The sequence below is a fragment of the Arthrobacter sp. B2I5 genome (assembly GCF_030816735.1).
Taxonomy (GTDB): Bacteria; Actinomycetota; Actinomycetes; order Actinomycetales; family Micrococcaceae; genus Arthrobacter.
In genome coordinates this window covers 2,080,907-2,099,983 of sequence record NZ_JAUSYF010000001.1, presented here as the reverse complement: position 1 = coordinate 2,099,983, position 19,077 = coordinate 2,080,907, and the positions used below count along the sequence as shown (strand labels likewise).

The 19,077-nt window shown below is 66.2% G+C and carries 15 protein-coding genes and 1 pseudogene; 7 read left to right on the top strand and 9 right to left on the bottom strand.

The features are described 5' to 3' along the window. Nucleotides 1–113: 113 nt before the first annotated feature. The 3 genes from QFZ60_RS10030 to QFZ60_RS10020 are packed head-to-tail and all read left to right on the top strand — an operon-like array spanning nt 114 to nt 3,505. Nucleotides 114–1,670, top strand: a complete 1,557-nt coding sequence (locus QFZ60_RS10030) for a circularly permuted type 2 ATP-grasp protein (RefSeq protein ID WP_142121785.1) — start codon at nt 114–116, stop codon at nt 1,668–1,670. A 60-nt stretch (nt 1,671–1,730) separates the two neighbouring features. Then, a complete protein-coding gene (locus QFZ60_RS10025) occupies nt 1,731–2,657 on the top strand; it encodes an alpha-E domain-containing protein (RefSeq protein ID WP_142031231.1) in 927 nt (308 codons plus the stop codon). Next, nucleotides 2,654–3,505 (top strand): transglutaminase family protein, encoded by an 852-nt coding sequence (locus tag QFZ60_RS10020; protein ID WP_142031232.1) that lies wholly within the window; start codon nt 2,654–2,656, stop codon nt 3,503–3,505. The genes QFZ60_RS10025 and QFZ60_RS10020 overlap by 4 nt, the downstream gene beginning before the upstream one ends. A 50-nt stretch (nt 3,506–3,555) precedes the next feature. Here the strand turns inward: QFZ60_RS10020 and QFZ60_RS10015 are convergent, their stop codons facing one another. The 3 genes from QFZ60_RS10015 to glgC all read right to left on the bottom strand — a co-directional run bounded on the left by QFZ60_RS10015 (nt 3,556) and on the right by glgC (nt 6,991). Beyond that, nucleotides 3,556–4,023: a pyridoxamine 5'-phosphate oxidase family protein gene (locus tag QFZ60_RS10015; RefSeq protein WP_307090183.1), complete on the bottom strand. Its 468-nt coding sequence runs from the start codon at nt 4,021–4,023 to the stop codon at nt 3,556–3,558. Between the two features lie 18 nt (nt 4,024–4,041). Next, complete coding sequence (locus QFZ60_RS10010) at nt 4,042–5,493, bottom strand: SDR family NAD(P)-dependent oxidoreductase (RefSeq protein WP_307090181.1); 1,452 nt, start codon at nt 5,491–5,493, stop codon at nt 4,042–4,044. Between the two features lie 88 nt (nt 5,494–5,581). Continuing rightward, entirely contained in the window at nt 5,582–6,991 is a 1,410-nt protein-coding gene (glgC, locus tag QFZ60_RS10005; RefSeq protein ID WP_307090179.1) for a glucose-1-phosphate adenylyltransferase, read from the bottom strand. Nucleotides 6,992–7,093: 102 nt separating this feature from the next. Between glgC and glgA the strand changes: the two genes are divergently transcribed. Further along, complete coding sequence (gene glgA, locus QFZ60_RS10000) at nt 7,094–8,299, top strand: glycogen synthase (protein WP_307090177.1); 1,206 nt, start codon at nt 7,094–7,096, stop codon at nt 8,297–8,299. Between the two features lie 82 nt (nt 8,300–8,381). Here glgA and QFZ60_RS09995 read toward each other — a convergent pair whose 3' ends face one another. Further along, on the bottom strand, nt 8,382–10,493 hold the full coding sequence (locus QFZ60_RS09995; protein ID WP_307090175.1) for an acyl-CoA dehydrogenase: 2,112 nt from the start codon (nt 10,491–10,493) through the stop codon (nt 8,382–8,384). 1 nt (nt 10,494) lies between these two features. After that, complete coding sequence (locus tag QFZ60_RS09990; RefSeq protein ID WP_307093281.1) at nt 10,495–11,190, bottom strand: TetR/AcrR family transcriptional regulator; 696 nt, start codon at nt 11,188–11,190, stop codon at nt 10,495–10,497. 94 nt (nt 11,191–11,284) lie between these two features. On the opposite strand from QFZ60_RS09990, the gene QFZ60_RS09985 reads away from it, so the two are divergent. The 3 genes and pseudogenes from QFZ60_RS09985 to QFZ60_RS09975 all read left to right on the top strand — a co-directional run bounded on the left by QFZ60_RS09985 (nt 11,285) and on the right by QFZ60_RS09975 (nt 14,899). Beyond that, nucleotides 11,285–12,640 (top strand): acetyl-CoA C-acetyltransferase, encoded by a 1,356-nt coding sequence (locus tag QFZ60_RS09985; protein WP_307090173.1) that lies wholly within the window; start codon nt 11,285–11,287, stop codon nt 12,638–12,640. 9 nt (nt 12,641–12,649) lie between these two features. Further along, a pseudogene (locus tag QFZ60_RS09980) lies at nt 12,650–13,991 on the top strand (3-oxoacyl-ACP reductase). Further along, nucleotides 13,988–14,899, top strand: coding sequence for a MaoC/PaaZ C-terminal domain-containing protein (locus QFZ60_RS09975; protein ID WP_307090171.1), 912 nt, complete (start codon nt 13,988–13,990; stop codon nt 14,897–14,899). The pseudogene QFZ60_RS09980 and the gene QFZ60_RS09975 overlap by 4 nt, the downstream one beginning before the upstream one ends. 24 nt (nt 14,900–14,923) lie before the next feature. Here QFZ60_RS09975 and QFZ60_RS09970 read toward each other — a convergent pair whose 3' ends face one another. The 4 genes from QFZ60_RS09970 to QFZ60_RS09955 all read right to left on the bottom strand — a co-directional run bounded on the left by QFZ60_RS09970 (nt 14,924) and on the right by QFZ60_RS09955 (nt 19,047). Further along, nucleotides 14,924–15,976 (bottom strand): aromatic acid exporter family protein, encoded by a 1,053-nt coding sequence (locus QFZ60_RS09970; protein ID WP_307090170.1) that lies wholly within the window; start codon nt 15,974–15,976, stop codon nt 14,924–14,926. 93 nt (nt 15,977–16,069) lie between these two features. Next, complete coding sequence (locus QFZ60_RS09965) at nt 16,070–17,179, bottom strand: serine hydrolase domain-containing protein (RefSeq protein WP_307090168.1); 1,110 nt, start codon at nt 17,177–17,179, stop codon at nt 16,070–16,072. A gap of 45 nt (nt 17,180–17,224) precedes the next feature. Then, nucleotides 17,225–18,277 carry a glutathione S-transferase family protein gene (locus QFZ60_RS09960; protein WP_307090165.1) on the bottom strand — a complete coding sequence of 351 codons (1,053 nt, stop codon included), beginning with the start codon at nt 18,275–18,277 and terminating at the stop codon, nt 17,225–17,227. 20 nt (nt 18,278–18,297) lie between these two features. Further along, nucleotides 18,298–19,047 carry a M50 family metallopeptidase gene (locus QFZ60_RS09955; protein WP_307090163.1) on the bottom strand — a complete coding sequence of 250 codons (750 nt, stop codon included), beginning with the start codon at nt 19,045–19,047 and terminating at the stop codon, nt 18,298–18,300. Nucleotides 19,048–19,077: the final 30 nt, after the last annotated feature.

The window sequence follows — 19,077 nt, the reverse complement described above, 5'->3', positions numbered from 1 at the left end:
TCACCTACTGTGCCCGACGAGGCCCGTAAAGTACGAACCGGGCCATTGGCGCCAACACGCCACAATGGATGGCAGTAATGAATTCGAAACAAAAAGATGGTTGGCTATTGGACATGTCAGACCTATTCCAGGATTACTCCGAGGCCGCCGGCCGCACCGGAGCCTACGACGAGATGTTCGCCCCGGGGCAACAGGCCAGGGACTCGTACGGGCAGGTGGCGGACGCACTCCGGAAGCTCTCCCTGGCGGACGTCACCGCACGCGCCGACTCCATGGCGCGCACCTTCCTGGACCGCGGGGTGACATTCGACTACGCGGGTGAGGAGCGGCCCTTTCCGCTCGACATCGTGCCCCGCGTCATCCCGGCGGCCGAGTGGGACGTCCTGGAAAAGGGGGTCGCCCAGCGGGTCCGTGCCCTGGAAGCCTTCCTGAACGACGTCTACGACAAAATGACCGTGGTGTCCGACGGCGTGATCCCGCGCCAGCTGGTAACCACCAGCGCACACTTCCACCGGCAGGTCCACGGCTTCGAACCGGCGGGCGGGGTCCGGGTCCACATCTCGGGCATCGACGTTGTCCGCGACGCCGCCGGCACGTTCCGCGTGCTGGAGGACAACGTCCGCGTACCCTCCGGGGTCAGCTACGTGCTGGAGAACCGGCGCGCCATGGCCAAGGGCCTGCCGGAAGCCTTCGGCCAGCAGCTCATCCGGCCGGTTGAGGAATATCCCCGCAGGCTGCTCTCTGCCCTGCGCAAGACCGCACCGGCCGGCGTCGACGATCCCACCGTCGTCGTCCTGACCCCGGGCGTGTTCAACAGCGCCTACTTCGAGCACACCCTCCTGGCCGGCCTGATGGGCGTTGAGCTGGTGGAGGGCCGCGACCTGATCTGCCGCGGCAACCGCGTCTACATGCGCACCACCGCTGGTGAACAGCGCGTGGACGTCATCTACAAACGGATCGACGACGACTTCCTGGACCCCCTCCAGTTCCGCTCCGACTCCATGCTCGGCTGCCCCGGCCTGGTCAACGCCGCCCGCGCGGGTGGCGTCACCATTGCCAACGCGGTGGGCAATGGCGTTGCCGATGACAAACTGGTTTACAGTTACGTGCCTGACCTGATCCGCTACTACCTCAGCGAGGAGCCCATCATCGCCAACGTGGACACCTTCCGCCTCGAGGAGAAGGAGGCCAGGGAGTACACCCTGGACAACCTCGCGGAACTGGTGGTCAAGCCCGTGGACGGTTCCGGCGGCAAGGGCCTGGTCATCGGCCCGGATGCTTCCAGGGATGAACTGGACGCCCTCCGCCAGCGGGTCATCGCCGACCCCCGCGGCTGGATCGCCCAGCCGGTGCTGCAGCTCTCCACCGTCCCCACATTGAGCGGCGACAAGTTCGGCCCCCGGCACGTGGACCTGAGGCCCTTTGCCGTCAACGACGGCGACAACGTCTGGGTCCTCCCGGGCGGCCTGACTCGCGTAGCGCTCAAGGAAGGGTCCCTGATCGTCAACTCCAGCCAGGGCGGCGGATCCAAAGACACCTGGGTGCTTGCAGATTCACCCCAGATGCCGGTGGAAACCGTTCCCCGCCAGTCCGTCACGGTCCGTGAACGGGTCTCCGTATGGCCGGTGGAAAGCAACTGGCGCGACCGCCAGTCGGAGCAGCAGCAGTGAGCCGCGCCGCCGTCGGACATTTCCCTTACACCGTTCCGGGCGCGCAGGAGGTAGCCGCGAATGCTTAGCCGAATTGCCGAGTCCCTGTTTTGGATCGGCCGCTATGTGGAACGGGCGGACGGTACCGCCCGCATCCTTGATGTACACCTGGAACGCCTGAACCACCTCCCCATGGACGAGCGCAGGAGCGTCGCCCAGGAACTGCTGGCGGTCATGGGCGCGCGGCCCCAAAGCGAGGATTTCGGCCTGCCCGAACTGCTCCATGCCCTGGCTTATGACAAGACCAGCGCCACGTCCATCGCCGGCTCACTGGGCGCAGCCCGTGAGAATGCCCGCCGGGCCCGGGAAACCGTGTCTTCGGGCCTCTGGGAGAGCCTGAACACCACCTACTACGGCCTGAGCCAGCACCGCAAGGACGTGGTGGGCACCTACCGCTTCTGCAACTGGACCCTGGAACGCACTGCCATGGTCAGCGGCCTTGCCGACACCACGGTGAGCCACGACGAAAGCTGGCTCTTCCTGGTCCTGGGCCGTTCCCTGGAACGCGCGGACATGACTGCCCGGATGCTCTCCACCCGCGACGTGCTCTCCGCCGGCATGTCCTGGGTGAACATGCTGCGCTGCGCCGGTGCCTACGAGTCCTTCCTGCGCACCCGCCGCGCCGCGTTCGGTGACCAGCACGCCGCCGAATTCCTGCTGCTGGACCGGCTCTTTCCGCGCTCCATCGTCTACGCGCTGCGGGACGCGGACGAGTGCCTGGCAAAGCTGGACCCGTCCGCGCAGCGGGTGGGTTTCATCAACGATGCCCGCCGCATCGTGGGGCAGGCAAGGACCTTCCTTGAGTTCCACCGGACGGACGACCTCATGTCCGAGCTGCCCGAGCACATGGAACGGGTCCAGAAGGCAGTGTCCCAGGCCTCGGACGCCATTTCCCGTAAGTACTTCAATCAGGCGGACGAACTGGCCTGGGTGGGAGAAGTGTCATGACCCGGTTGAGCATCGTCCACAGGACGGCCTACAAGTACAACAAGCGCGTCACCCTGTCCTACAACGAGGCCCGGATGACGCCGCTGACGGATTCGCAGCAGGTGGTGCTGGAGTCCGTGGTGAAGGTGTCCCCGTCCCAGGCGGCGGTGAGCACCTACCGCGACTACTGGGGGACCAGGGTCACGGCCTTTGATATGCAGATGCCGCACGAGAACCTTGAGGTGGTCTCAAACATCACGGTGGAGGTGCACCGGGCCGGGAAGATTCCGGCGGAAGCGGACATCGTGGGCTGGGACGTCCTGGCCGCACCGGAAACGCTGGACACGTTCAGTGACTGGCTGCCGCAGTCCCGGTTGAGCGGGCCGGGTGACGAAGTGCTGGGCATCATCCCGGACGTCGTCGCGGGGAAGAACCCGCACGAAGCTGCCATGGCCGTGTTTGCCTGGATGCGGGGGGAGATGACGTACATGTCCGGCTCCACCGCTGTCACCACCAACGCGGAGGAGGCCTGGGGCCAGCGCCAGGGGGTGTGCCAGGACCTGGCTCACCTGGCCATCGGGGCGCTGCGCAGCTGCGGCATTCCGGCCCGCTACGTCTCCGGCTACCTGCACCCGCGGTCCAGCGCCGGAATCGGCGAGACCGTGGCGGGACAGTCGCATGCCTGGTTGGAATGGTGGGACGGTGACTGGCGCAGCTGGGACCCCACCAACCACAAACCCGCCGGCGACTTCCACGTCACGGTGGCACGCGGAAGGGATTACCGGGACGTGCCCCCGCTCAAGGGCATCCTGTCCGGCGGCGGCGGGTCCGCCCTGAACGTCAGCGTGGAGATCACCCAGCTCGCGTAAGGCGCCAAGTTCCCCGGCCGTAGCGGCCGGGGAACTTGATGCCGCCGGCTTTATTCCGGGGCCGTCCTGGCGGCGCTGCTGATCTGGGTCCACCACGTCATGGGATCGGTGACCTGGAAGCGGCGGCCGGTGACCGAATCCGGGGTGATGCGGACGAAGGCATCCTTCCGCCCCGACTGCCAGGGGAAGAGGTACAGGCGGGAGGTTTCGAGCACATCCTCAGCGCTCTTGACCAGGGCCGCAGTGCCCTTGATTACCACGCTCCAGGCCAGGCCCGATTCTGGGTCCACACCATCCGCCTCCACGGCCACGGGGGCATCACCGGACGCTGCCGACAGCTTGGTTCCCTGGCTGGTCCGGAAGACCAGCGTGCCGCTGTCCACCGTGTAGTTGACCGGGAAGATGTCCGGGCGCCCATCCACCAGCACCGCCAGCCTGCCCACGGACACGGTCCGCAGCAGGGCCCAGCATTCATGGTGTTCGAGGTTTTGGACTTGGGTGGATGACTCGTTGCTCATGCCGTGAGCATACGCCTTTCACCAGGGGCTGGGCTTGTAATCCTTCAGGAAGACGCCGTACTGGTCCTCGCCGTTCTCGCCCATGACGATGGGGTCGTAAACCCGTGCGGCGCCGTCCACCAGGTCAAGGGGCGCGTGGAAGCCTTCCTCCATGAGCCGGACCTTGGTGAAGTGGGGGCGTTCGTCCGTGATCCAGCCGGTATCGACGGCGGTCATCAGGATGCCGTCAGTGTCCAGCATTTCCTGGGCGCTGGTGCGGGTCATCATGTTCAGCGCGGCCTTGGCCATATTCGTGTGCGGATGTCCCGGCCCCTTGTAGGCCCGGGAGAACTGGCCTTCCATAGCGGAGACGTTCACGATGTACTTCCGCCGCGCGGTGGATCGCTTCATGGCTCCGCGCAGCCGGCTGACCAGCAGGAAGGGCGCAGTGACGTTGCAGAGCTGAACCTCGAGCATTTCGAGCGGATCCACTTCGTCCACCACCTGGGTCCAGCTGTTGATCGCGGCAAGATCGGGCACCAGGCCGCCGGCGTCGATCGCGGTCCCGGAGGCGATCCGCTCCAGCGAGGCGGACCCGGTGGACAACGCCAGTGATGTGATGGCGTCGCCGGCCAGGACGGGGTGTTCGGTGACGCTGCCGGCAATCGCCAGCGGGTGCTTGTCATGGGCATGGCCGAAGGTCAGCAGTTCCGGGCCGCCGTTTGCCTGCTCCAGTGCCGCGGGGAGCGGTTCGTCCTCGGCGTCCACCAGCGGCTTGTAGGCGTTGCCGGAGCGGCGCACGGTCTGGGCGGCGTTGTTGATGATGATGTCCAGCGGACCCGCCTCGTTGAGGGAGTCGGTCAGGGCCATGACCTGGGCCGGGTCCCGCAGGTCGATGCCCACGATCCGGAGCCGGTGCAGCCATTCGCCGCTGTCTTCCATGGCGGCGAAGCGGCGGGCTGCGTCCTTGGGGAAGCGGGTGGTGATGGTGGTGTGCGCCCCGTCGCGCAGCAGCCGGAGGGCGATGTACATCCCGATTTTTGCGCGGCCGCCGGTCAGCAGCGCCCGCCGGCCGGTCAGATCGGTCCGGGCGTCTCGCTTGCTGTGGCTGAAGGAAGCGCATTCCGGGCAGAGCTGGTGGTAGAAGGCGTCCACCTGGGTGTAGTGCTGCTTGCAGATGTAGCAGGGGCGGGACCGGATGAGGTGGCCCGCGATCTTGCCGGTGGCGGACGGTGCCAGCTTGTTGCCGCGGGTCTCGTCGTCGATCCGGTCCGGCGCGGCGGTGGCCGTTTGGGCAATGACGGCGCGGTCGGCGTCGGCAATGGAATCCCGCTTGCTGACCCTGCGGTGGCGCTTGACCGCCTTGAACATCTTTCCGGTGGCGCGGCGCACCGAGATGTAGTCCGGGTGCTCCTCGTCGTACGCGTGGATGGTGTTCAGGACCTTGAGGCAGGCCTGGATGTCCTCAGGGGTCAGATCGGGGGAGCTCATTGGGAAAATTTTACAGCGTACGCCGCGGGCCGGGACACCATCGGTGGTGTCCCGGCCCGCAAGCGCTGCAGAGAAGTCGGAGTCCGGGTCAGGAAACCCGGGCGCCGGGCGCCGCCTCCGCGGCTGCGGCCGCGTGAGTGCTGGCCACCTTGTCCGCAGCCTCGCGCATATCGGGGTATTGGTCAGCGGCGGCCTTCACGGCACTGGGGAGCTGGCTCAGGTGCCTGGCAGCGAGCTGGCGTTCCTCATCGCCCGGTTCCGGGACTTCCTGGCCTTTGGACAGGACCGTGATGCCGGACTCGGTGACCTTGAAGCCGCGTGCCCGGTCAAGGTCCGCGTCCAGCCCGATGGCGGCACCGGCAGGGACCTTGACGTTCTTGTCCAGGATGGCGCGGTTGATCACTGCCCCTGCCCCCACCTGCACCTTGTCCATCAGGACCGAGTCGATGACCCGGCCGCTGCTGGCCACGTAGACGTCGTTGGAGAGCACCGAGCCTTCCACGATGCCGCCGGAGATCACCACACCGTTGGCAACGATGGAGTCCAGGGCGGTACCCACGGTGTTGTTCTGGCCCCTGACAAACTTGGCCGGCGGGGAAATGCTCTGCCGGGTGTAGATGGGCCATTCGGAGTTGTAGAGGTTGAACACGGGCAGCGGGGAGATGAGGTCCATGTGGGCGTCGTAGAAGGAGTCGATGGTGCCAACGTCGCGCCAGTAGGTCCGGTCGCGTTCGGTGGAGCCGGGGATGTCGTTGAGCGTGAAGTCGTAGACACCCGCCTCGCCCTGGTTCACGAAGTACGGAATGATGTCCCCGCCCATGTCGTGCTTGGTGTCCAGGCGCTCGGCATCGACATGCAGCGCGGCCACCAGGGCGTCGGCGTCGAACACGTAGTTGCCCATGGAGGCCAGGAACTGGGAAGGATCTGCGGCAAGCCCGGGGGTGCTGGCGGGCTTTTCCACGAAGGCGGCGATCTTCTGGGGGTCGTTCTGGTCCACTTCGATGACGCCGAACTGGTCGGCCATGTGAAGGGGCTGCCGTACGGCCGCGACGGTTGCCTTGGCTCCGCTGTTCACGTGTTGGGCCACCATCTGGGCGAAGTCCATCCGGTACACGTGGTCCGCTCCGACCACCACCACGATGTCCGGGTTGGCGTCGTGGATGAGGTTCAGGGACTGGTAGATGGCGTTGGCGCTGCCCAGGAACCAGCTCTTGCCCACGCGCTGCTGCGCAGGAACGGAAGCAATGTAGTTGCCCAGCTGGGTGGACATCCGCCAGGTCTCGGAGATGTGCCGGTCGAGGCTGTGCGACTTGTACTGGGTGAGCACCACGATCTGGAGGTAGCGGGAATTGACCAGGTTGGACAACGCGAAGTCAATAAGGCGGTAGCTGCCGGCGAAGGGCACGGCGGGCTTGGCCCGGTCTGCCGTCAGTGGCATCAGCCTGTTTCCCTCGCCACCTGCGAGGACAATGGCCAGGACTTTTTTCGTTAACGGCATGATGGTCGCTCCTGTACGCCTTCGTAACTCCCCAAGACAGTCCGGTAGGCCCGGACTCCTTCACACTAGAACAGTTATGCGTGAAGGACTACCTTGGGTCTTGTGCGAATAGACATTGTGACTAAAGAGTTCCCGCCCGAGATCTACGGTGGCGCCGGGGTGCATGTCGCCGAATTGAGCAGGGTGCTTAGCAAGCACGTTGACCTGCAGGTTCGTGCGTTTGGCGCTCCCCGCGACGCCGATTACCATGGCGCGGCGGTGACGTCGTACCAGGTCCCGGAGGACCTCGGCGGGGCGAACGCGGCGGTGCAGACCCTGGGCGTGGACCTGCGCATTGTGCCGGACGTCGAAGGCGCGGACCTGGTCCATTCGCACACCTGGTACGCCAACATGGCGGGGCATCTTGCCTCCCTGCTGCACGGAATTCCGCATGTTCTCAGCGCCCACAGCCTCGAGCCGCTGCGGCCTTGGAAGGCTGAGCAGCTGGGCGGCGGCTACGCCCTCTCTTCCTGGGTGGAAAAGACTGCCTATGAAGCGGCAGCGGCCATCATCGCCGTGTCCGAGGGCATGCGCCAGGACATCCTGCGCAGCTACCCCAACGTGGATCCGGCAAAGGTCCGAGTGGTCCACAACGGCATCGACGTGGAGCTGTGGCAGCGTGATGAAAACGACGACGCCGTCCGTGCCCTGGGCATCGACCCCGCCAAGCCAAGCGTCGTCTTTGTGGGAAGAAACACAAGGCAGAAGGGCGTCCCCTACCTTCTGCGGGCGGCCGCGAAACTTCCGGCCGACGTCCAGTTGGTCCTGTGCCTGGGCGCAGCGGACACCCCGGAACTGGCAGCCGAAACCGCTGCCCTCATCGAGGACCTGCAGAAGCAGCGCACGGGCGTTGTCCTGATCGAACGGATGCTGCCGCGCCACGAGCTGATCCAGGTGCTCAGCCATGCCACGGCCTTCGCCTGCCCCTCCATCTACGAGCCGCTGGGCATCGTCAACCTCGAAGCCATGGCCTGCGGCGCTGCTGTGGTAGCCAGCGCCACGGGCGGCATCCCCGAGGTGGTTGAGCACGGCAGGACCGGACTGCTGGTGGACCTGGAACAGGTCACCGACGGCACCGGCACGCCCCTGGACCCTGAAAAGTTCGTCAAGGAGTTCGCTGCGGCCCTCACGGAGGTGGTGTCCGATCCCGAGCGGGCCCGCGCCATGGGGCAGGCCGGCCGGGAGCGGGCCGAGAAGCACTTCTCCTGGGAGTCGATTACGGAAACCACCCTCGAGGTGTACCGCTCGGTGCTGCCGGCACAGAGCTGACCCACCTGAAGCGTTAACGACGACGGCGCCGCCCACCTTGCAAGGTGGGCGGCGCCGTCGTCGTAGCTGGGGTTGGGGACGCCTACTTCCGGTTCCCGGCCGTCCGCGCCAGCAGGACCTTTTCGTCCACGGGCGACTGTCCGCTGGCCCGCTCGCTCCGGAAGTGTGCGCGGGCTTCGTCCTGGCGCGTCCTCTCGGCGCCCGTGGCGATGGCTGCCCGCACGTGGTCCTCGCCGTAGCCGAAGGCGTCCACCAGGTCCAGGGCATGCGGCCGGATCCGCTCCAGCAGCCGGTTGATGTACCCGCCCACCGTGCGGGCCCGCTGCATGGAGAGCCGGCCGTTCATGAGGTACCAGGACAGGTTCTTTTCGATCAGCGACAGGCCAAAGAGGTCCCGGAGCCAGGTCAGGACCTTCCTGGTCCCGGGATCGTCCACCTGCCGCAGGGCTTTCGTGAACGCCTCCCACTGCAGCAGTTCGGCATGCGCCTGGGCGGCGTCGATGAGTTCGTTCTGGTGCCGGTTGAACAGAGCGGCGCCCTTGTCCTGCGGCAGCCGCTTGCTGCCCTTCAGGGCGGCCCCGGCCTCGGCCACCATGGTCTGCACCCTGTCAGTCAGGAGGGCGCGCTGGCCTTCCTCGTCCCGCAGCGCGATCGCAGCTTTCTGGACGGACCCGGTGTCGGCCACGAACTGGGCCACCTGGCGCAGCCCGGTGCGGTGGACGGCTGCGCCCGCTGCCTGGTTCACCACGTAGCGGGCCAGCACGCCAAAGTCCACGCTGCGGAATTCCTTGGCGTAATCAGCCAGCAGGCGCTTGGCCACCAGCTGGAGCAGCACCGTGTTGTCGCCCTCGAAGGTGGCATACACATCGAGGTCGGCGCGCAGCGACGCGAACCGGTTTTCGATCAGGAAGCCGGCGCCGCCGCAGGCTTCCCGGCATTCCTGCAGGGTGTCCAGGGCGTGCCAGGTGCTCAGGGGCTTCAGTGCCGCGGCCAGGGTTTCTAGGTCCTGGCGGTCCGCGTCCGTGTCGTGGGTGCCGGAGAAGACATCGTCGAACTTCTGCAGCAGCTGCTCGTGCGCAAAGCCGGCCGCGTAAGTGGTGGCAAGCCGGGTGAACAGGCGCCGCTGGTGCCGCTGGTAGTCCAGCAGGACCTCTTCCTCCGTGTGCGAGGAGGCGTTGAACTGGCGGCGTTCCGTGGCGTACTGGATGGCCGCTTTCAGTGCCACCTTGGAAGCTGCGACGGCGGCTCCGTCCAGCGACACCCGGCCCTGGACCAGCGTTCCCAGCATGGTGAAGAAGCGCCGGCCGGGGCTGGCGATGGGCGAGGTGTAGGTTCCGTCGGCGTCGACGTTGCCGTACCGGTTCAGGAGGTGTGTCCGTGGAATGCGGACATTGGTGAAGTGCAGCCGGCCGTTGTCGATGCCGTTCAGGCCGCCCTTGATGCCGTCGTCCTCCCCGCCGATTCCGGGCGGGAATTCCTTGGTGGCCGGGTCCCGCAGGTCGACGTAGAAGGCGTGCACCCCGTGGTTGACGCCGCGGGTGACCAGCTGGGCGAAGACAACAGCGCCCAGGCCGTCGATGGCGGCGTTGCCGATGTAGTCCTTCCAGGCCGCCCGGAACGGGGTGTGGATGATGAACTCTTCGGTGGCGGGGTCATAGGTTGCGGTGGTGGCAATGCTTGCCACGTCCGAGCCATGGCCGGTTTCGGTCATGGCGAAGCAGCCCGGAATTTCCAGGTTCATGATTCCGGGCAGCCACTTGGTGTGGTGTTCTGCGGTGCCCAGGTGCATCACCGCGGATCCAAAGAGACCCCACTGGACGCCCGCCTTGATCTGCAGCGAAGGGTCAGCCACCACCAGTTCCTCGAACCCGGCGATGTTTCCGCCGTGGTCGTCGGCGCCGCCCAGCTCTGCCGGAAAGGCGCGGTGGACAGCTTCATGGTCCACGAGGTATTTCAGCTGGCCGAACACCCGGGTGCGGTGCTCTGTATGCGTCAGTCCCTCGATCTTGTGCAGTTCCGGCCTGGCTGCCAGCTCCCTTGCCTGGCGTCGCACGTCGGCCCATTTGCCCAGGAGCTGCCGCCCCAATGCCTCGACGTCGACGGCGGGGGCAGGGCTGTTGCCCGTGGGTGTGGCTGCGGGGGTTGCCTCGGGGCGAAGTCCCTTGCGGGCAGGGCGGTCCACTACGTCAGTCATGTCACAGTCCTTCTTTGGCGGATAACTTTGTGGTCGATGGTGCGGGAGTGAGTTCCGGGGCTATGCCTACGCATAGCCACGCCGTGATCTGGCGGGCCATGGTCTCCTGGGTTGGCTTGGCGGGGGAGTCCGGGGTGCTGAGCCATTGCTCGCCGGCGTTCCGCACCAGGCCGATTGCCGCCTTGGGCCAGTAGCCGATGACGGTTTCCCCGACGTCGCCCAGGTGCGACCGCATGGGGGTGGCGATCATGTCGGCGATGGCGTCAAAGAAGTGCCCCAGAGGGCCGCCCGGGGCGGCCGGATGTGGCGGGCTGGAAGGGTCCGCAGGGGCATAGCTGGTGACGAACGCATAGACGTTGGGGCTGGTGTCCGCCATTTGCAGATAGGCCGACACCATGGCCAACAGACCTTCCCGGGGAGTGACGGCACTTTGGGCTGCTTCCTGGATTCGGTGCTGCATTTGGCTGAGGACAACTTCGCCCACGGCCTGCTGCAGCCCTGCCTTGTCCCCGAAATACCGGTAGAAGACTGATTTCGAGGTACCGGCAGCCGTTGCAATGTCCTCCATGGAGGCATCACTGCCCAGTGCGTGCACCGCACGGCGGGCCTGCTTAATCAGTTCGCGGCGCCGCTCCTCCCGGTGGCTCTGCCAGCGGGAGGACCGTCCGTCAGGGGCTGCGGAAGTCGGAGGCTCCATGGCCGCGGAGAGAGTTGTGTCCGGGAAGTTCACGATACCCAGCGTATCAGGTACGCTGGGTATCGGTAACCACTTGTGACCAGAGGAGCCATCCATGTCCATAGACGGACAGTCAACCCCCGCACCAGAGGGATCACCCCGGGCCGAGGCCCCCACAACCCGCAGGGCAGTGATCGTCGGAGCGAACCGGATTCCGTTCGCCCGCGCCGGCGGTGCTTACGCAAAATCGTCCAACCAGGACATGCTGACTGCCGCCCTGGACGGCCTGATCGCGCGCTTCGGCCTCCAGGATGAACGGATCGGCCAGGTGGCGGCCGGTGCCGTCCTCAAGCACTCCAGGGATTTCAATCTCACCCGTGAAGCCGTCCTGGGCTCGGCGCTTTCCGCCGAGACCCCTGTCTACGACCTTCAGCAGGCCTGCGCCACAGGCCTCGAAACCGTGGTTGGCCTGTCCAACAAGATCAAGCTCGGGCAGATCGATTCGGCCATTGCCGGCGGAGTGGATTCAGCCTCCGACGCCCCGGTGGTGGTCAGTGAGGGACTGCGCGAGGTGGTCCTGGACCTTCACCGGGCCAAGACACTTCCCCAGCGGCTGCAGGTCCTTGGCCGGCTGCGGCCCAAAGACCTGGCCCCCCTGGCGCCCGGCACGGCCGAGCCACGTACCGGCTTGAGCATGGGCGAGCACCAGGCCCTCACCACAGCGCAATGGAAGATCCCGCGGGAAGCACAGGACGAACTGGCCCTGAACAGCCACCACAACCTTGCGGCCGCCTACGAGTCCGGCTTCTTCGATGACCTCATGACCCCCTACCGCGGACTGACGCGGGACGGCAACCTTCGGGCCGACACGTCCCTTGAGAAGCTCGCGTCCCTGAAGCCGGTGTTTGGCCGGAACCTTGGGGCGGATGCAACCATGACGGCAGGAAACTCAACACCACTCACCGACGGTGCCTCCACCGTGCTGCTGGCATCCGATGAATGGGCAGATGCCCGCGACCTGCCCAAACTGGCGGCAGTGGTGGACGCCGAAGCTGCGGCGGTGGACTTCGTCCACGGCAAGGACGGGCTGCTGATGGCCCCCGTGTTCGCCGTTCCCAGGCTCCTGGCTCGCCAAAACCTTACCTTGGCGGACTTCGACTACTTCGAAATCCACGAAGCATTCGCCGCTACCGTCCTCAGTACCCTGGCCGCATGGGAGGACGAAGACTTCGGCCGTACACGCCTCGGCCTGGACGGTGCTTTTGGCAGCATTGACCGCTCGCGCCTCAACGTCAACGGGTCCTCGCTCGCAGCAGGCCACCCGTTTGCGGCGACCGGTGGCCGCATCGTTGGCACCCTCGCCAAGATGCTCCACGCCAAGGCGGCTTCCACCGGACGTCCTGCCCGCGGCCTGGTGTCCGTCTGCGCAGCCGGCGGCCAGGGCGTCGTCGCGATCCTGGAATCTCTGTAGGGGGACGGAATGGCTGATACATACGCCCAACTGGTCAACAGCGGCCCGGGCCGCAACCTCGCAAGGAAACTCGGCCTGCCACAGCCCGCTGTCCTGCGCCGCTACGAACCCGGCCAGCCCCTGGTCACGGGGCCTGTCATTGTCCTGGGTGACACTGCCGGCGCAGACAAACTTGCCGCTGAGCTGCTGGCATGGGACCTGGACGTCAGGAGGCATGCCGTTCCTGCCGAAAAGCTGGGCGCCATCATCCTGGTCCTCGATGAGCTTACGCACCCGGCGGACCTGGAAAAGCCCGTCCTGGCGGCAGCGGGATCCCTCCGGGACTTGAAGGCCGGCGGCCGGATCATAACCTTGTCCCGGCCCGCGGCGGAAGCGTCTGCGCCCGAAGCTGCAGCAGCACGGCAGGGAGTGGATGGTTTCCTGCGGTCCCTGGCCAAGGAACTGCGGGCGGGAGCAACGGGCAACGGCGTGCTCCTTGCTGATGGCACCGCCTCCACCAGCCCCAGCGCGCTGGGCGCCATCAGATTCTTCCTCTCAGCCCGTTCGGCGTTCGTGGACGGACAGTTCCTGACGGTCTCAACCGAAGACGGCGCGCTGCCCGCGGACGCGGAGCGGCCACTTGCAGGAAAAGTGGCCGTAGTAACCGGCGCAGCCCGCGGCATCGGTGCCCAGATTGCCCGGACGCTGCACCGCGATGGCGCCACGCTGGTCCTGGTGGACATTCCGGCAGCGGGGGACCAACTGGCAGCAGTGGCAAACGAGGTACGGGGCACTGCACTGCAGCTGGACATCACCGGTGCCGGCGCGGGCCGGCGGATCATAGACCACGCCGTGCAGCGGCACGGACCGGCTGGACATCGTGGTGCACAATGCCGGGGTCACACGGGACAAACTGCTGGCCAACATGGACCAGGCACGATGGAACCAGGTCATCAACATCAACATCGCCGCCCAGCTTCGGATCAACGAGGCACTGCTGGCCTCCGAGCACTTCCACACTTCGCCGCGTATCGTTTCTGTTGCCTCCACCAGCGGTATCGCCGGGAACCGGGGGCAAACAAATTATGCAGCGTCCAAGGGGGGAGTCATGGGCATGGTCCGGGCCAGTGCCCCGCTGCTCGCATCCCGCGGCGGCACCATCAATGCCGTGGCCCCCGGATTCATCGAAACCGACATGACCGCCCGGATTCCCTTTGCCGTCCGGGAGGTGGCGCGCCGGCTGAATTCGCTGCAGCAGGGCGGCCTGCCCTCCGATGTCGCCGAGAGCATCGCATTCCTCGCAAGCGATGCTGCAGGCGGAATCAACGGGGAGGTGCTGCGGGTGTGCGGGCAAAACCTGGTGGGGGCATGACCCTTGCACAGCCGGTCATCCTGGCCGAGATGCCGTCGTTGTCCAAGCTCTATGTCAACGCCGCCGCCCAGGCAGCAAGGCGCAGGCTCCTGGGAACCCAGGATTCCGCCGTCCTTCCGGCCGAGACCCATGAGGTCAGGGGAGTGAGGGTGGGGGTCGAAAACCTTACCGCCTACCAGCACCTCATCGGTGAGACGGCCAGTGACGTCCTGCCGGCCGGTTTCATCCACGCCATCGCATTCCCGCTGGCCATGAGCGTCCTGAACCGCGATGACTTCCCACTGCCTCTGCTGGGCATGATCCACCTGCACAACAGCGTTGAGCAACGGTCGCCACTGGTCTTCACGGATGTCCTGGACATGACCGCCCGGGTGGAAAACCTCCAAGGCCACCGTTCCGGGACGCAGGTGGACGTCGTGGCGGAAGTGCGCCGCACGGGTTCGCCGGAAGTCTATTGGCGGGGTGTCTCCACCTACCTCGCCAAGGGGGTATTCCTGCCAGGGATCGACAAACCCGGCGCCGTTCCATCCAGGACCGACTTCCGGCCCCCGGACCCGACGGCGCTGTGGCACCTCGGCGTCGATACGGGGCGTGCCTACGCCGCAGTGTCAGGGGATTTCAATCCGATCCACCTGAGTGTGCTCTCGGCCAAGGCCCTGGGCATGCGGCGGTCGATAGCTCATGGGATGTACCTGGCCTCGCGTGCGCTCGCAGATGTTGGGCCTGCCCGTGGCGACTCATTCACGTGGGACGTGGAGTTCGAGGCTCCCGTCTTCCTGCCCTCCCGGGTTGCCTTGGAAATTGCCACCGACCACAGCGGTTCGGGGTCCTGGAAGCACTCCCGGTTCGTCGCGTGGAGCCCCCGCTCCGGGCGACGCCATTTCAGCGGGACCGTTGCCGCGCTTTAGCCGGCCCGCTTCCCGGCGCCGGACCTAGTCCTGCGGGCGAACGGCCCGCAGGATGCGGTGGAGGCTGAGGAGGACCGATTCGGAGGCCGGGACGGTCCCCTCAGCCGATTCCCTGCCCGCGGCGGTTGCCATGCAGGCTTCCACCGCCTCTTTCGCGGCATCGAACCGCTGTTTCTGGGTCTGTTCGTCAGCCTCGCTGTAAGAGGCCAGGAGCTCTCCGGTTGCCGTGATGGCAGCGGCAAGCGGTTCACTGTCCTGCAGCGGGATTTCGTACGGGACGTCGCTTTCCCAGATCACGTCGGAGAGCACGTCCGTCATGTCCTGGATGTGGAAGGTCACCCGTTCGAGTTCGCGCAGGTCGCGGTAGTCCTTGTCAACGTCCCTGGGGTGCAGCTTCCGCCTTGGGTTCGCGCGGCGGCTGGCGTCGGCCTCCTTGACCAGGTGCCGCACCGAGCTTGCGGCCGAGGCCAGCTCGTCCGACCGCCGCGACCAGTCCTCGTGTTTGGGCGGCCATTCCTCGGTTATTGCCGTCCCCATGTCGGTCAGCTGCCGCCCAAGGGCAATGCGGAGTTCGTTCAGGCTTGAAGCCGCTGCATCAAAGTGAAGTGGCGGGAAGATGAGGAAGTTTACGGCGATGCCCACGGCCACGCCGGCACCCATCTGGACCAGGTATCCGAACGAGAAATCGTCCGCGTTACTGCCGCCTACCAGCAGGACCAGCAGGGCCGCCGTCGGAATCCAATCGCTGCCCGAACCGATACCCGGTAAGCCGCCCAGCAGCACGCCGATCCCCATGAAGAGTGCCACCGTCAACGGGGAGGGCTCGGCAATGCTGACCAGGATGAAGGCGAGGCCGATTCCCATCGCCAGCCCCGCGAGCGCCTGCGCCCCCTGCCGCACCGAACCGGCAACGTTGTGGTACATGGCCACCAGGGCGCCCAGCGGCGCGTAGTACGCGTAATGCGAGGCCGCACCCGGCATGAGGGGCGCAATGGCGAACGCCAGGCCCGCTGCAAGTGCGGCCTTGGCAGCCAACTGCAGCCGCTGCGCCGCAAGGGCAGCGGAAAGCCCGGCCACCGATTGTTTGAGAAGTTGGGTCCCCCGAGCCCACCGTGCATCCGGTCGTGCCTGAGTATTGCCCATCCGGACCACAGTAGGGCCGGAGGCCCGTCAGGACAAACCGGCTGCGGAACGCCGCACTTCCGCTGCCAGGCGGTGCGCCCTTCCCGCCGTGCGGCCTTCCTCCTGGCGGCGCGGGATGTAACCGAAGCCCAGCCCGTAGGCGGGGTCCGCAAAACCGAGCGCCGCGTTGGCGCCCTCGTGGCCGAAAGCCCGGTGGCTGCCAAAATTCCGCGAAGGGTGGGGCTTCATGAAGACGACGGCAAAGGCGTTGTCCAGGCCGGACGAGCGGTCCAGGCCCCACACCTGTTCCCGGGTCATGGCCTCCACCGTCCGGGTTGCCAGGAACGGCTGCCTGCCGTCGACACCTGTGGTCGCGGCGGCGTAGAGCCGGGCCAGTCCCTCCGCTGAGCCCACCCCGCCGGCGGCGGACATTCCGGCGGCCCGGACGCCGGGGATGTTCGGCAGCTCCATGATGGTGCTGACGGGCGCATTGCTGTTGAGGCCTTCGAGGCTGAGCGGGTCAATCCAAACCTGGCCGGGATCTTCTTCATAGAGCACGTCCCGGTATCGGGGCTCCAGGTCCTCGGGGAGCCCCAGGAAAAAGTCCACTTCCTGTGGCTTCCGGATCCTGCGGTCGTACATATCCTGAAGTGACTCGCCTGTAACACGGCGGCACAGCTCCTCCATCAGGATTCCAATCGTCAGGGCGTGGTAGCCGAACTGCCGGCCGGGCTCCCAGGCGGGAGCGGCAGCGGCAAGGCGGGCTGCGGCCGCGGGCGTGGTGAACTCGTCCAGCCTGAATCCACCTTCGACTCCGATAAGCCCCGCCTGGTGCGACAACGCTTCCCTGACCAGCAGCCTGTCCTTCCCTTGGGGCGCGAATTCGGGCCAGTAGTGGGCCACTGCCTTGTCCAGGTCAAGGACGCCATCCTGGACAAGCAGGGCGACGACCATCGCGGCAACACCCTTGGAGCAGGAATAGGCCCCGGTCAGGGTCTCCGCACCCATGTCCGGGCCACCTGTCAGGCGGACCACCGGAACCCCGTGCTGGTAGGCGGCAAGCTGCGCGCTGTAGCGGGGGTCCTCAGCAAGGAACGACTCAAACAGGGCAAGGACGTTTTCGTAGCCGGCGGCCGCGAAGCCAAGAGATGTCTGCATGACCTCCAGTGTAAGAGGAAAGCGGTTTCCTGGTTCGGGATTGGCTTAACGCAGAGCTCCGTGTCCCGGCGCGACTTCCTCGCCCGGGCGCACCGGCCCCGGCGGCGTGCCGTCGCCGAACGGGCGGCCGCCCAGGGACTCCCTGCCATGGTCCTCCAGCCATCCACCGAGGTCCGGGCCGGCAGGAACAATACCAGTGGGATTGATGTCCTCGTGCACGATGTAGTAGTGCTGCTTGATCTGTACAAAATCGATGGTGTCCCCGAAACCCGGCGTCTGGAACAGGTCCCGTGCATAGCCCCACAGGTTGGGCATCTCACTCAGTTTCTGCCGGTTGCACTTGAAGTGGCCGTGGTACACGGGATCGAACCTGGCGAGGGTGGTGAACAGGCGCACATCCGCTTCTGTGATGGTGTCGCCCACCAGGTAGCGTTGCCGCGACAGGCGGTCCTCAAGCCAGTCCAGTGCGGTCCACAAGCGGTCGTATGCCCTGTCATACGCTTCCTGTGAACCGGCAAAACCACAACGGTAGACCCCATTGTTGACCTCGGTAAAGACGCGCTTGTTGACCTGGTCGATTTCGTCCCGAAGATGTTCCGGGTAGAGCTGCGGAGCACCTGCCCGATGGAAATCAGTCCACTCCGTGGAGAAGTCCAGTGTGATCTGCGGGAAGTTATTGGTCACAACTTCACCAGTATGGACATCCACGATGGCAGGCACGGTAATTCCCCGGGGATATCCCGGGAAACGCCTGAAATAAGCCTCTTGAAGGCGCTCTATGCCAAGGACCGGATCAACTCCGCCGGGATCCAGGTCGAACGTCCAGGACCGCGCGTCATGCGTGGGGCCGGGCTGGCCCAGGGAGATCGCTCCTTCCAGCCCCAGGAGCCTGCGGACAATGACCGTCCGGTTTGCCCATGGGCAGGCGCGGGCGGCGATGAGGCGGTAACGCCCCGCCTCCACCGGCCACCCCGGCTCCCCGTTGCTGCCGGGAGAGGCGTCCCTGGTGATCCGGTCCTCAATGTAATTGGTGTCCCGGGTGAACTCGGCACCGCCGGTCACATAGGCTCCACGGGTACTGTGCGTTTCCTGGCTCATGCCACAAGCCTATGCGCCACCTACCGGTTCCAGGCGCCTTCCAGCAGGATTACCGAGACGGGCTGCCAGGCCACCAGCCAGGACCCCGCCACCAGGAGGGTGAACAGGGCAATCCACACCCCGGAGGGAACAGACGTGGCCCGGTACAGCAGGTAGGCGTCGGAGGTTCCAAGACTTCCACGACGCCGGACATGGACCTGCGTGAGTTTGAGCAGGTCGCGGACAGCAGCCACCAGGAGTGCAAGACCGAAGATGACGGCCACGTGGCCCACGACTGACGCCGGCGCAAGGATTGTGAGCACGGCCGCGGCGGCAATGGCGGCGGCAGTGATGAGGAAACCGGCGAGGTTGCGCAGGAAGACGAGCGATGCGGCCAGGACCAGCGCGCTGACGGCCATGGCTGCGGGACCCCACCCGTGGAGCCCCCACCAGACAAAAGCGGCGCCGACCATTGCGGGTACAGGGTATCCCCAGAAGCAGGACCAGGCTGCGGCAACCCGGCTCCTGCTGTAGGAGGTGGTGGTGCCGGAATGGTCCAGCCGGAGGCGGATTCCGGACAGCCGCTGCCCGGACGTCACGGCCGCGAACGCATGGCCCAGTTCATGGGTGGCGGTGGCCAGGAGCCCGAAGTAGCGCCAGGTGCCGCGCGGTATGGAAAGCGCGACGGCGGCAGCCAGGGACAACAGCATTTCCACCCATGTGATGTTGGGTACGTCTGCCCGCGTGAACGCCGCAGTGAAGGCGTTCCACAAGCTGCCTGGGCTGTCCAACGTTGCCTCCTTCGCTGCCGGTCGGCGTCG

What these genes read in the sequence shown, in the direction of transcription:
- QFZ60_RS10030 (WP_142121785.1), top strand. Translation starts at nt 114, where the DNA reads ATGTCAGACCTATTCCAGGATTACTCCGAGGCCGCCGGCCGCACCGGA.
- QFZ60_RS10025 (WP_142031231.1), top strand. Translation starts at nt 1,731, where the DNA reads ATGCTTAGCCGAATTGCCGAGTCCCTGTTTTGGATCGGCCGCTATGTG.
- QFZ60_RS10020 (WP_142031232.1), top strand. Translation starts at nt 2,654, where the DNA reads ATGACCCGGTTGAGCATCGTCCACAGGACGGCCTACAAGTACAACAAG.
- QFZ60_RS10015 (WP_307090183.1), bottom strand. Translation starts at nt 4,023, where the DNA reads ATGAGCAACGAGTCATCCACCCAAGTCCAAAACCTCGAACACCATGAA.
- QFZ60_RS10010 (WP_307090181.1), bottom strand. Translation starts at nt 5,493, where the DNA reads ATGAGCTCCCCCGATCTGACCCCTGAGGACATCCAGGCCTGCCTCAAG.
- glgC (WP_307090179.1), bottom strand. Translation starts at nt 6,991, where the DNA reads ATGCCGTTAACGAAAAAAGTCCTGGCCATTGTCCTCGCAGGTGGCGAG.
- QFZ60_RS09995 (WP_307090175.1), bottom strand. Translation starts at nt 10,493, where the DNA reads ATGACTGACGTAGTGGACCGCCCTGCCCGCAAGGGACTTCGCCCCGAG.
- QFZ60_RS09990 (WP_307093281.1), bottom strand. Translation starts at nt 11,190, where the DNA reads ATGGAGCCTCCGACTTCCGCAGCCCCTGACGGACGGTCCTCCCGCTGG.
- QFZ60_RS09985 (WP_307090173.1), top strand. Translation starts at nt 11,285, where the DNA reads ATGTCCATAGACGGACAGTCAACCCCCGCACCAGAGGGATCACCCCGG.
- QFZ60_RS09975 (WP_307090171.1), top strand. Translation starts at nt 13,988, where the DNA reads ATGACCCTTGCACAGCCGGTCATCCTGGCCGAGATGCCGTCGTTGTCC.
- QFZ60_RS09965 (WP_307090168.1), bottom strand. Translation starts at nt 17,179, where the DNA reads ATGCAGACATCTCTTGGCTTCGCGGCCGCCGGCTACGAAAACGTCCTT.
- QFZ60_RS09960 (WP_307090165.1), bottom strand. Translation starts at nt 18,277, where the DNA reads ATGAGCCAGGAAACGCACAGTACCCGTGGAGCCTATGTGACCGGCGGT.